Origin of the sequence: Thermomonas sp. HDW16, assembly GCF_011302915.1 — a bacterium.
Lineage (GTDB): Bacteria > Pseudomonadota > Gammaproteobacteria > Xanthomonadales > Xanthomonadaceae > Thermomonas.
In genome coordinates, this window is record NZ_CP049872.1 from 159,443 (window position 1) to 171,966 (window position 12,524).

At 65.9% G+C, this 12,524-nt stretch carries 8 protein-coding genes; all 8 read left to right on the forward strand.

Features of this window, described 5'->3' with window-relative positions; genetic code table 11:
• Positions 1-119 precede the first annotated feature (119 nt).
• The 8 genes from G7079_RS00700 to G7079_RS00735 all read left to right on the forward strand — a co-directional run bounded on the left by G7079_RS00700 (position 120) and on the right by G7079_RS00735 (position 12,522).
• Positions 120-752: a YjfI family protein gene (locus G7079_RS00700; RefSeq protein ID WP_206203223.1), complete on the forward strand. Its 633-nt coding sequence runs from the start codon at positions 120-122 to the stop codon at positions 750-752.
• Positions 749-1,444, forward strand: a complete 696-nt coding sequence (locus tag G7079_RS00705; protein ID WP_166054602.1) for a PspA/IM30 family protein — start codon at positions 749-751, stop codon at positions 1,442-1,444. Before G7079_RS00700 ends, G7079_RS00705 begins: the two co-directional genes overlap by 4 nt.
• The gene (locus G7079_RS00710; protein ID WP_166054604.1) at positions 1,441-2,103 is read left to right on the forward strand and encodes a YqiJ family protein; all 663 of its coding nucleotides are present in this window, start codon (positions 1,441-1,443) and stop codon (positions 2,101-2,103) included. The genes G7079_RS00705 and G7079_RS00710 overlap by 4 nt, the downstream gene beginning before the upstream one ends.
• Positions 2,104-2,133: 30 nt before the next feature.
• Complete coding sequence (locus G7079_RS00715) at positions 2,134-4,104, forward strand: hypothetical protein (protein ID WP_240906204.1); 1,971 nt, start codon at positions 2,134-2,136, stop codon at positions 4,102-4,104.
• 74 nt (positions 4,105-4,178) lie between these two features.
• Positions 4,179-9,509 carry a DNA repair ATPase gene (locus G7079_RS00720; protein ID WP_166054606.1) on the forward strand — a complete coding sequence of 1,777 codons (5,331 nt, stop codon included), beginning with the start codon at positions 4,179-4,181 and terminating at the stop codon, positions 9,507-9,509.
• Positions 9,506-10,216, forward strand: coding sequence for a hypothetical protein (locus tag G7079_RS00725; protein ID WP_166054608.1), 711 nt, complete (start codon positions 9,506-9,508; stop codon positions 10,214-10,216). Before G7079_RS00720 ends, G7079_RS00725 begins: the two co-directional genes overlap by 4 nt.
• Positions 10,213-11,310: a toxic anion resistance protein gene (locus G7079_RS00730; protein ID WP_166054610.1), complete on the forward strand. Its 1,098-nt coding sequence runs from the start codon at positions 10,213-10,215 to the stop codon at positions 11,308-11,310. Before G7079_RS00725 ends, G7079_RS00730 begins: the two co-directional genes overlap by 4 nt.
• A gap of 210 nt (positions 11,311-11,520) precedes the next feature.
• A complete protein-coding gene (locus G7079_RS00735; protein ID WP_240906205.1) occupies positions 11,521-12,522 on the forward strand; it encodes a L,D-transpeptidase family protein in 1,002 nt (333 codons plus the stop codon).
• Positions 12,523-12,524: the final 2 nt, after the last annotated feature.

Genomic DNA, 12,524 nt, shown 5'->3' on the forward strand with positions numbered 1-12,524 from the left:
ATTTAGTGCAATTCTTTAGTGCAATTCGCCCGGGGCGGCACGACATGCGTCCGCAGCCATTCCGATGAACGGTCGCAACGCCTCTTGCACGGTTACATGCAATGAAATAAGTTGATTACATGAAATCTCTCCTGCAACGCTCCTCGACGCAGCATGTGCGTGCATTCCGCGAGCGCATGCGGGAGCAGGGGCTGGTCAAGAAGGACGTCTGGATCCGGCCGGAACATGCGGCGGAGCTGGCCGGGATCGAGAAGGCGATGCGCGAGGCGCGCGACCCGGCGCAATCCACTCCGTCCGATGACGGCAAGGGCCCGGGCTGGAGCCTGCCGACCATCCGCCATGCGCTGGCGCAGACCAGCGTGGTGCGCGACGGACTGATCGAACTGGAAACCATCGAGGGCGCCGAACCCAGCCTGCACCTGGTCATGCGCGACTACGGCGAACTGTCGATCTTCGTTGCCATTGGCGGCGAGCAGATCATCGTCGAGGCCTTCCTGTGGCCGGTGGCGCAGGTGCGCGATCCGGCCGCGTTCAACGCCCACGTGCTGGCCACCCACAAGCTGCTGCCGCTGTCGACCATCGCCATCCAGCCGATCGGCGGCGTGCCCAGCTATGCGATGTTCGGCTCGCTGGATACGCATTCCAGCCTGGCCAACCTGATGTTCGAGATCGAGACGCTGGCCGAGAACGTGATCCACGCCAGCGATGCCTACGCGCCGTACCTGGACGCGCCGGCCGGGACACGCGGATGACATTTCCCTGGCGCAAGCTGTTCCAGTCCATCCAGGACGATATCGAGGGCGTCGGCAATGCCGTGTTCGGCGATCGCGCCGAGCGCCTGCTCGACGAGGAAATCCGCGAGGTGGACGAACTGCTGCACAACACCCGCAACGAACACGCGGCCGCCAAGGCGCGCCGCATCGATACCCAGCAGCGGGCGCAGCAACTGAAGGCCGAGATCCGCGAAACCGAAGCCGCCGTGGAAGCGCAGCTCAAGCGCCGCCGCACCACGGCGGCACGCGATGCGGCCGGCGAGGTAGTGCGCCTGCACGCGCAGCTTGCGGACATGCAAGCCGACGCCGCCGAGATGGAATTGCAGGAAGCCAAATTCGCCCAGTTGCAGTCGCAGCTGGAACATCGACTGCGCCGGCTCAAGCACCAGCTAGACACGCAACGCGCGACCGCCAGCCTGCAACGCGCGCAGGCCGCCGTCGCACGGCGGCAACCAGGTAATGCGCCCTACCCGGAACCCGCGCCGGCGTCGGCCAAGCGGATGCGGCATCCGGCAAAGACGAGCGGAAAGCCGACAGGTCAGTCCGCGCACGACGATGCGGGCACCGTGGAGATCGATCCCGTGGCGGATGTGCTCGAGCGCATCGCCAAACGCATCAAGCCGCGCCCCACCACGAACACGCCCAGTACCGAAAAGGCCCGTCGCCGATGATCGAGTTCTACACCACCGCGCTGACCTTCCCGACGCTGCTGTACAGCATCCTGCTGGCGTTCTGCGTCGTGTACTGGCTGCTGGCCGCGACCGGGCTGGTCGACAGCGACACCATCCACGGCCTGCTGCACCACCACGACGGCCTGGACGGCATGCAGACGCATCATCACCACGATGCCGCCACCGACAGCGCCGGCATCCTCGCCCGGCTCGGCCTGTCCGGCGTCCCGTTCATGCTGATCCTCAGCGTGTTGGCGTTCTTCGGCTGGCTGATCACCTATTTCGCGCAATTGCTGTTGCTGCAGTTCCTGCCGGATCCGCTACGCATCCTTGCCGGCATCGGTGTGCTGGTGGCGGCGTTGTTGCCCGGACTGGTGCTGACCTCGCTGCTGCTGCGCCCGGTGGCACGGCTGATCATGAAGCTGCGCCCGCCGGTGCCGCCGTCGATCCTCGGCAAGGCTGGCAACGTGATTTCCCCCAAGGTCACTGACACCGAAGGCCGCGCCGAATTCGACGATGGCGGTGCCGGCCTGATCCTGCAGGTACGCGCACCGCCGGGTGCCACGTTCTCGCGCGGCGAGCGCGTGGTGCTGCTGTCCTTCGACGATGCGTCCCACGCCTACACCGTGATGTCCGAATCCGAGTTCCTTTCCCGCTGAGCACCACCGAGTTTCGCCAAGGAGTTGTCCATGTCCATGTCCCTGATCCTCCCCTTCGTTGTCGGCCTCGGCGTCCTGCTGGTGCTGGCGCTGGGCATCTTCGGCCTGTTCAAGGCCTTCTACCGCAAGGTCGAGCAGGGCACCGCCCTGATCGTCAACGACATGAGCACCACGCCGAAGGTGCACTTCACCGGCGCGCTGATCATCCCCGTGCTCTACAAGGCGGAGGAGATGCAGATCAGCCTGATCAACCTGGAGATCGACCGTCGCGGCAAGGAAGGCCTGATCTGCAAGGACAATATGCGCGCCGACATCCGGGTGAACTTCTACCTGCGCGTGAATGAAAAGGCGGAGGACGTGCTGAAAGTGGCCAAGACCGTCGGTGCCACCCGCGCGTCGGACAAGGACGCGGTGGACGCGCTGTTCAACGCCAAGTTCTCCGAGGCGCTGAAGACCGTCGGCAAGCGCTTCGACTTCGTCGACCTGTTCGAGAAGCGCCAGGAATTCCGCGACGCCATCGTCGACGTGATCGGCAAGGACCTCAACGGCTACGTGCTGGAAGACGTGGCGATCGACTACCTGGAACAGACCAAGAAGTCCGAGCTCGATCCGAACAACATCATGGATGCCGAAGGCATCCGCAAGATCACCGAGCTGACCGCGGCGCAGAACATCCAGACCAACATCTTCGAGCAGGACGAGAAGCTGCGCATCACCGAGAAGAACGTGAGCGCGCGCGAAGCCCTGCTCGCGATGGAGCGTCAGCAGGCCGAGGCCGAGGCGCGCCAGAAGCGCGAGATCGCGGTGATCACCGCGCGCGAGCACGCCGAGGCGACCAAGGTCGAGGAAGAACAGCGCCTGATCTTCGAGAAAGCGCGCCTTGAGACCGAGGAACAGATCAAGATCCGCGAACAGGACCAGCTGCGCCAGGTGGAAGTGGCCGAACAGAACCGCCGCCGCGCGGTCGCCATCGAGCTGGAGCGCGTCGAGCGCGCCGCGCAGATGGAGAAGGTCACCACCGACAAGGAAGTCCAGCTGCAAGGCGTGGAGCGCGACAAGGCGGTCGAGGCCGGCAAGATGGAAGTGGCCAACACCATCCGCGAACGCACCCTGGTCGAGCAGACCGTGGCCGTCGCCCAGGAAAAGATCAAGGAAACCCGCGAAGTCTCCGAAGCCGACCGCGCCAAGCAGGTCACCGTGCTGAATGCCGAGGCCGATGCGCAGCAGGTGCTGGTCAAGGAAGTGAAGGCGGCCGAAGCGGCGGAAACCGCGGCAAAGCATCGCGCCAACGAAATGACCTTGATCGCCGAGGCCGAACTGATCGCCGCCGGCAAGCAGGCCGAGGCCAAGAAGATGCTGGCCGACGGTACGCGTGCCGAACAGGCCGCGCCCGGCCTGGCCGAAGCGCAGGTGCAGGAAGCCACCGCCGCCGCGATCGAGAAGGTCGGCGTGGCCGAAGCCCGCGTGATCGAGGCCAAGGCCGATGCCAACTACAAGCAGGGCAACGCGGACGCGCGCGTGCTGGCCGAGCGGCTGGAAGCCGAGGCCGGCGGCGTGGCCAAGCTGGGCCAGGCCAAGGCCGACACCACCAAGGCGATGGGCGAAGCCGAAGCCGATGCGATCGGCAAGAAGATGTCCGCCGAAGCCGATGGCCTGACCGGCAAGTTCGAGGCGATGGGCAAGATGTCGCCGGACGCGCGCGCGCACGAGGAATTCCGCATGCAGCTGGAAGCGGCGCTCAAGCAGGCACTGGCCTCGCTGGACGCAGGCAAGGAAGTCTCGCGTGAGAACGCCGAAGTGCTGGCGACGGCGCTGCAGAACGCCAACATCGAACTGATCGGTGGCGACGGCGGCGTGTTCGATGCGCTGACCAAGGGCGTGTCGATCGGCAAGGCGCTGGACGGCATCACCGGCCAGAGCCAGGTGCTGCAGCAACTGCTCGGCAAGTTGACGGGCACCGCCCCGGCCAAGCTGCCGGCACCGGACGACGCCGAAGCCTGAGCCCGTGATGCCCCGGCGCAATGCCGGGGCATTGCAAGCCCCAGACAGTCGATCAAGACACGGAACCGCACGCGATGACCAATCCCGCCAACGCCGCCAGCAACGCGGATGCCAGCACCAACGACGCCGTCGCCCAAGGCGGCGCCTACGAAGTGCTGCGCAAGCGCCTGGCAGATCAAGGCGTACGCCTGCGCGGGATCGCCGATGCGCTCAATACGCAGCGGCTGCAGGAGTTCGGCGACTCCAGGATGGAGATCGCCGGGCGCTTCCGCATCCGCAGCGAGCAGAACGCAGTCGGTCGCGACATCGTCCAGGTCGGCGACCTGCTGCTGTTCGGCTACAACGTGTTCCTTGGCCTGAAGTCGACCACGTCGGTGAGCGATGTGTTCGGCCTGTACAAGCTGGTGGAAACCGCCGAGGGCTACGACGTCACTCCGGTCGACCCGGCGCACAGTTTCCTCGCCGATCCCGCGTTCGTGCGCGATTTCACCGAGCTGTACGCGTACTACAAGGAAGCGCGCCTGCTGCAGTTGCTGGTCAAGGACAGCAAGCTGCTGGCCGCGTTCCAGATCGGCGCCGATGCCAAGGACGTGCGCGTGTTCCGCTGGAACCTGTCCAGCACCGGCGAGATCGGCTACATCGACGCGCGCGGCGAACGCGACATCAGCCTGCCTGCGCCGTTCGACTTCGAATGGATCCGCGCGACCAAGGACATGGAGGTCAGCGGCCGTTTCCCGCACCTCAACATCCTCGACACCTTGTTCGTCGAGACCCTCGGCGGCGACCTGACCATCAAGGCCGAGAACAACACCGAGACCGGCGCCGGCGTGTACAGCGAGCCGGTCGATGACGGCACGCAGTCGCTGGACGACGCGCAGTTCTACTTCGCCAAGGTCGGTTCGCTGATCCTGTTGAAGATCCTGCCCTACCGCGAAACCACCTGGCGCGGGCTGGTGTTCAACACCCTGACCGGCAAGGTCACCCGGCTCGACGCCATCGTGCAGGCCTGCATCCAGCTGCCGGAAGACCACGGCATCATCTTCCCCGGCGGCTACTACCTGCAGAACGGCGAGCACAAGGCGTTCGATACCGCCATCCAGGGCATGCAGTACAAGCGCGCGATCCGCTCGCCGAACGGCGAGGACGTGATGTACGTGTTCTACCAGCGCGAGTCCGGCATGGCCGCGCTGCTGGTCTACAACATGATCCAGCGCCAGCTGCTGCCGCCGACGCTGGCGCACGGCTATGCGCGCCTGGCCGATGGCCGCATGGTGCTGTTCAACGCCGAGAACGACGACCCGACCCGCATCCACCACATGCAGGTGTGGAAGACACCGTTCGTGTCCGAGGAATTCGCCGCCAGCCGGCCACCGAGCACGACCTGGCTGGGCCGCATCGGCAATGCAGAATTGGTGCGCGCGATCTCCAATCTCTACGACCTCGTCCGCGACATCGAGCGAGAGGACGTTTCCGCGCAGCGTTACGAACTGCTGGCGCATGCGACCCGCCGCCTGTTCGACGCGCATCACTGGATCGACGACGAACACAGCGACGGCCTGTCCACCTTGCTGCACCAGGTGGCGGCCACCGGCGAATCGGTGCTGGACGAGTTCCAGAAGGTACTGGAGATCCGCCGCCAGGCCGACGACGCGCTGCGCCAGGCACAGAGCGAGCATCGCGCGCTGATCGGCCGCCTGCAGCCGGATGCCTGGTCGCAGGTGCAGGAGTTCGTCGATGCGCTGAATGCGATCTCGGCGCTGCGCGGTCGCCTGCTGACCATTCGCGACTACCGCTACATCGATACCGTCGCCATCGATGCGATGGCGCAGTCGCTGTCCACCGCGCACGATGGCGTGGGCAGCGCGACCGGTGTGTTCCTGTCCTCGGCCAAGGCCCTGGCGCCGTTCGAGCAGCGCCTGACCGCGCTGGACGATGCGGCCGGCAAGGCGACCACGGCGAAGCAGCTGGCCGAGCATATCGCCGGCATGCAGGCGATGTCCGCCGACCTCGACATGCTGTCCGAGCTCATGGCTTCGCTGAAGGTCGACGATGCCACCCAGCGCACGCAAGTCGTGGATGCGCTCTCCGGCCTGTATGCGCGCCTCAACCAGGCCAAGGCGCGCGCCGACCTGCGCCGCAAGACGCTGGGTTCCGCCGAATCCGTCGCCCAGTTCGGCGCGCAGTTCACCCTGTTCGCGCAGTCGATCGCCAGTGCGCTGGGCATGGCCAACACGCCGGAGAAAGCAGACGAACAACTGTCGCGGCTGATGGTGCAGCTGGAGGAACTGGAGAGCCAGTTCGGCGAACACGAACAGTTCCTGGGCGACATCCTGTCCAAGCGCGAGGAACTGCTGGAGGCGTTCGAGGCGCACAAGCAGGCCCTGCTCGACGAACGCCAGCGCAAGGCGCAATCGGTGTTCGATGCCGCGCAACGCATCCTCGAAGGCCTGGGCCGGCGCACCGAACGCTTCGCGACGCCCGACGAACTCAACGCCTTCTTCGCCGGCGATGCTCTGATCCTCAAGCTGCGCGAGCTGGCTGAACGCCTGCGCGAACTCAAGGACTCGGTCAAGGCCGACGACGTGGAAGCGCGGATCAAATCCGCGCGCGACCAGGCCGTGCGCGCCCTGCGCGACCGCAGCGACCTGTTCGAAGACGGCGGCAACGTCATCAAGCTGGGCCCGCGCCACCGCTTCAGCGTCAACACCCAGGCACTCGATCTGACGTTGTTGCCGCGTGGCGACCACCTCGCCGTGCACCTGACCGGCACCGACTTCATGGAGCCGCTGCACGACGCCGCATTGGCCGAGCTGCAGCCGTACTGGGCGGTGACCCTGGAATCCGAATCGCCCACGCTGTATCGGAGCGAATACCTGGCCGGGCAGGTGCTGCAGGACGCCGCGGCGGGCCGCAACGCGCTGTCGATGGACGCACTGCAACGCGCAGCGCTGGATAGCGATGCGCTGAACAAGCTGGTGCGCGACTACGCCGCCCCGCGCTACCGCGACGGTTACGAGAAGGGCATCCACGACTTTGATGCAGCGAAGTTGCTGCAGCTGCTGCTGTCGTTGCAGCGCGGTGCCGGCTCGCTGATCCATCATCCGGCCTCGCGTGCACTCGCGGTCTCGTATTGGGCTTCGTTGGAGGCTTCCGCATGCAGCGCCTGGCTGGATCGGCTGCGCACCGCACGCGCCATCGATGCCTTGTCGCCCGCCGGTACGGCGGTTGCCGCTGCCAGCACGGAACTGGCGGAAGCCATCGACGCACATCTGCGCGACAACGCATTGCCGATCACGGCGGCGCGCCCCTCTTCCGCCGCCGCGTTCCTGGTGGACAGCGCACAGGGTGCGGCCATGCCCTTGCGCTTCACCGCCTACGCGCAGGCCTTGGTCGATGCATTGGCCGCAAAGCTTGCCGGCGACAACGGCCGCGTGCTGCAAGCGGCGATGGCGCACCTGCAGGAGCGCCCCGGCGCAGCGTGGTCGTTGGCGCAACAGGCGTTCACCGCACTCGCCGCGCAACCGGAGCTTGTCGCGAACAACGGTTACATCGACGAAGCCGTGGCGCTCTACCTGCACGGCAAGCGGCTGGATCACGCCGTCGAACGCGTCACCCTGCAGGGCCAGGTCGAAGGCCTGCTCGGCACCCATCCGCGCATCGTCGATGGACGCATGACCCTGTCGATCGAGGATTTCCTCGCCCGCTTCGAGGAACACCAGCGCAGCTTCGTACCCGGATGGCAGCGCTTCCAGAAACTTCGCGGCGAAGTGGTGCAGCGCGAGCGCGAGGCGATGCGCCTGTCCGAATTCAAGGCGCGGCCACTGACCAGCTTCGTGCGCAACAAGCTGATCAACGACGTCTATCTGCCGGTGATCGGCGACAACCTCGCCAAGCAGATGGGTACGGTCGGCGAAAACAAGCGCAGCGACCTGATGGGCTTGCTGATGCTGATCAGCCCGCCCGGCTACGGAAAGACCACGCTGATGGAATACGTGGCGCACCGCCTCGGCCTGGTGTTCATGAAGGTCAATGGCCCTGCGCTGGGCCACGAGGTGCGCTCGCTGGATCCGGCGCAGGCACCGGACGCGACCTCGCGGCAGGAACTGGAGAAGCTCAACCTGGGCCTGGAGATGGGCAGCAACGTGATGCTGTACGTCGACGACATCCAGCACACGCACCCGGAATTCCTGCAGAAATTCATCTCGCTATGCGACGGCACCCGCCGCATCGAGGGCGTGTGGCGCGACAAGACCCGCACCTACGACATGCGCGGCAAGAAGTTCGCGGTGGTGATGGCCGGTAACCCGTACACCGAGTCCGGCGAGGTGTTCAAGATCCCTGACATGCTGGCCAACCGCGCCGACATCTACAACCTGGGCGACGTGCTCGGCGGCATGGAAGAGTCCTTCCTGCTCAGCTACATCGAGAACAGCCTGACCTCCAACCCGGTGCTGGCGCCGCTGGCCACCCGCGACATGGCCGATCTCTACCTGCTGGCGGAACGCGCACGCGGCAAGGAAATCTCCACCAATGCGCTCAAGCACGGTTACAGCGGTGCCGAGATCAACGAGATCGTGGCCGTTCTGCAACGACTGATGCAGGTGCGCGACGTCGTCTACAAGGTCAACCAGCAGTACATCGCCAGTGCCGCACAGGCGGACAAGTACCGGGTCGAGCCGCCGTTCAAGCTGCAGGGCAGCTATCGCAACATGAACAAGCTGACCGAGAAGATCTCGCCGGTGATGAACGAGGCCGAGCTGCAGCAGCTGATCGACGACCACTACCTCGGCGAATCGCAGTTGCTGACCAGTGGCGCCGAGGAAAACCTGTTGAAGCTGGCCGAACTGCGTGGCGTGATGAGCGCCGAACAGCAAGCGCGCTGGACGCAAATCAAGGCAGATTTCCTGCGCAACAAGGCGATGGGCGCGGACGATGCGGATGTCGGCGGGCGCATGGTCGCGCAACTGGCCGATATCGCCGGCAACCTGGATGCGCTGCGCACGCCGCCGATGGAGAAACAGGAAACCGCACCGTGGCCAGCCGTGCTCGATGCCTTGCGTTCGTTGCAAGCGAAGCCGCAGGTCGCAGCTTCGCAACAGGCGGCACCCGATTTCGATGCGCTGCTCACGGCGATGCAGGGCCAGCAGGCGCCGGTGATCGAGATCCTGCGCGCCACCCTCGCTCGGCAGGACATGCTCAACAGCGCCTTGCTGGAACTGGCCGACGTGCTTGCGCGCGCACCTTCGTCCGCACCCTCACCCGCTGCGGCTGCGGGTGATAGCGATGGCAAACCGCGCCGCAACCCGCCGCGCGTGCGCACGCAGCGCGAGATCGCCTTCGAGCGCGAACTCGAGAAACTGCGCTTCAAGCACGAACAGGACAAGAAGGACGGCGAGGCCGAATGACGCGCGACGCCGTCCCGCTCGAACACGATGCGATCGCCGGCTTCGGCGACGGCATCGTGCGCGATGCGCGGCACGCGGACGCCATCGCCTCGCTGGAAGGCAGCCCGGTGCCGGCCTTGCTGGAATCGGTGCATGCCCTGCAGGCGGTTTTGCTGTCGGCGAATCCGCACGCGTTGCGCGCACGCGTGGGCTGGATCGGCCGCCTGATCGGCCGCGACCTGGTGCTGGAGGCGGAAGGCCGCGCCTTCCGCGAACGCCTGCGTGTGCTGATGCTCGATGCCGACGGCCGATTGGCCGCGTTCGCCCGCTTCGATGAGGCCATCGCCGCGCACGAACAACGCATGCTTGCCTCGATCGAGGCACTCGATGCGGCGATCGTCCATCTCGGCACTGCTTCCGCCACGCAATCCGAAGCAACGGCCGATGCCATCGAGCGCCGACGCCAGCACTTGCTGGTCATGCAACAGGCCTGGCGCATCACCGCCTCGCAACTGGCGCTGACCCGGCTCAACCATCGGCAACTGGTGCAGCGCATCCAGCCGATGCTGCCGCTGGTGCAAACCCTGCTCGACCAGCAGCACGCGACACAGGCCGCGCGCGATGCCGGCGATACCCTGCAATCGGCCAGCAAGGCGCTGGCCTCGGCGAATGCACTGCTCGCCGGTTACAGTCCACTTCATCCCGCAGCACCGGAGCACGCCCCATGACCTCGCAGAACGAACCCGTCCTCCTGCCGGCCGCGCTCAGCGAACAATCGCTCACCGACCTTGGCCTCGACACCCAGGACATCGACCGCATCAACGAGGCGAGCAAGGCGCTGCAGGACATCGCGCCCGGCAACCTCAGCGGCTATGGCCGCGACGCCACCGCCAAGACCAGCGCGTTTTCGGTGCAACTGCTGGACAAGGTGCGCAATGCCGACCTCGATACGTCCGGCGACAAGCTCGGCGAGGTGGTGCGGATCGCGCGCAGCCTCAACCTCGACAGTTTTTCCGAACGTTCCAAGCTGCCGATCCTCGGCCCGCTGATCGACAAGCTGAAGGCGACCAAGGGCGAGCTGGTGCAGAAATACAGCTCGACCAACAAGCAGATCGACCAGCTGATGGGCGACGTGTCCAAGACCCAGCAAGTGCAGCAGCAACGCGTGCGCGAGTACGACCAGATGCATGCGCTGGTGCTGGACGAGCGCCGCGAACTCGGCATCCACGTCGCCGCCGGCCGCGTGCGCATTGCGGAACTTGAGCAGGAGCTGGCATCGCTGGCCGGGATGGAGGATCCGCAGTCGCGCACCCGCCGTGCCGAACTCGACACTGCGTTGCGCCTCATCGACAAGCGTGTGTCCGACCTGCACGTGCTGCAGCATGCGGCGGAGCAAACCCTGCCGATGATCCGCCTGATCCAGGCCAACGCGATCCAGCTGATCGAGAAATTCGCCGCGGTGCGCGACATCACCATCCCGATGTGGCGCAACCAGTTCGCGATCCAGCTGTCGCTGGCCGACCAGCGCAACGCGGTGGAACTGGCCAATGCGATCGACGACGCCAGCAACGAGCTGATGCGCAAGAACGCCGAACTGGTGCATGGCACCTCGGTGGGCACGGCGCGCGCCAACCAGCGCTCGGTGATCGACATCGAAACCCTGCGCACGGTCAACGAGACCCTGATCCGCACGGTGGAGGAAGTCCGCGAGATCCATCGCGAGGGCATGGCCAAGCGCAAGCAGTTGAGCAGCGAACTGGTGGAGATGCGCGACGACCTAGCCAAGCGGCTGGCGTTGCCCACGTCTGGCCCTGCGACCTGAAGCAACCGGGCGATCGCCAACCTCGGCTGAATGCGCCGGGGCTTTCCCGACGCGTATTCACATTGCAGCGATGTGGCCTCCTGCAGCCTGTGCGCATCAATCGGGGAATGCCATGAAGCCGCTCTACGCCGCTGTTGCCGCCTGTCTCGTTGCCTCCGCCGCCCATGCCCAGAGCACGGGCAAGCCCATGTTCGAGGGGTGCGAGCCGGGGTGAATTCCACCGAGAGCATCCACCCATCGCCAACGCCCACTCCCCAGCCGGTGCAAGTGCGCGACATCCCCGCGACGGTCACGCCGGCGATTCCGTCGACTCCCGTCGCCGCGCCGCCACCTCCGCCCAAGCCCAAGCCCGTGCTGGACGACGCAGGCGAACCCAGCAAGTCATTGCGTGCGCAGATCCTGCTCGAACGCGCCTGGTTCTCGCCCGGCGAGCTCGATGGCGCATGGGGCAGCAAGAGCCGCCGCGCATTGGCTGGTTTCCAGCAGTCGCGCGGGCTTGAGGCGACCGGCGAACTCGACGAGGCGACCTGGGCGGAGCTCGACAAGGATGCCGTGCCGGCCTTGGTCGACTACACCATCGAAGAAGCCGACGTGGCCGGCCCGTTCCTGCCCACGCCGTCGGGGATGATGGCCAAGTCGAAGATGAAGAACATCACCTACCAGAGCGCTGCCGAGGGCCTGGGTGAGAAATTCCATTCCAGTCCGGCACTGCTGGCCGCGATGAATCCCGATGTGCCGCTGAATGTCGCCGGCGGCATGCTGCGTGTGCCGAACGTGCGCGATGCCGCGCCATTGGCTCCGGCGGCGAAAATCGAAGTCGACAAGTCCGATGCCGCGTTGCGCCTGCTGGATGCCGAAGGCAAGGCCTATGCGCAGTTCCCGATCACCAGCGGCACCGCGAAATTCCCGCTGCCAATCGGCGACTGGACAATCAAGTCGATCAATGCCGACCCTTGGTACAACTACGATCCGAAGCTGATCGTCACCGCACGCCGCGGCGACCGCAAGGCCCTGCTGCCGCCGGGTCCGAACGGGCCAGTCGGCAGCATGTGGATGGCGCTGTCCAAGCCGCATTACGGCATCCACGGCACCCCGGAGCCGGGCCTGATCGGCCGCACCCAATCCAGCGGCTGCGTGCGCCTGACCAACTGGAGCGCGCACGCCGTCGCCAGCGCCGCCAGCGTGGGCATGACCGTGAGCATGGTGGAATAAGC

Excerpts from the sequence above, each read along its gene's own strand:
- G7079_RS00720 (WP_166054606.1), top strand. The coding sequence starts at position 4,179 with ATGACCAATCCCGCCAACGCCGCCAGCAACGCGGATGCCAGCACCAAC.
- G7079_RS00705 (WP_166054602.1), top strand. The coding sequence starts at position 749 with ATGACATTTCCCTGGCGCAAGCTGTTCCAGTCCATCCAGGACGATATC.
- G7079_RS00700 (WP_206203223.1), top strand. The coding sequence starts at position 120 with ATGAAATCTCTCCTGCAACGCTCCTCGACGCAGCATGTGCGTGCATTC.
- G7079_RS00715 (WP_240906204.1), top strand. The coding sequence starts at position 2,134 with ATGTCCATGTCCCTGATCCTCCCCTTCGTTGTCGGCCTCGGCGTCCTG.
- G7079_RS00725 (WP_166054608.1), top strand. The coding sequence starts at position 9,506 with ATGACGCGCGACGCCGTCCCGCTCGAACACGATGCGATCGCCGGCTTC.
- G7079_RS00710 (WP_166054604.1), top strand. The coding sequence starts at position 1,441 with ATGATCGAGTTCTACACCACCGCGCTGACCTTCCCGACGCTGCTGTAC.
- G7079_RS00730 (WP_166054610.1), top strand. The coding sequence starts at position 10,213 with ATGACCTCGCAGAACGAACCCGTCCTCCTGCCGGCCGCGCTCAGCGAA.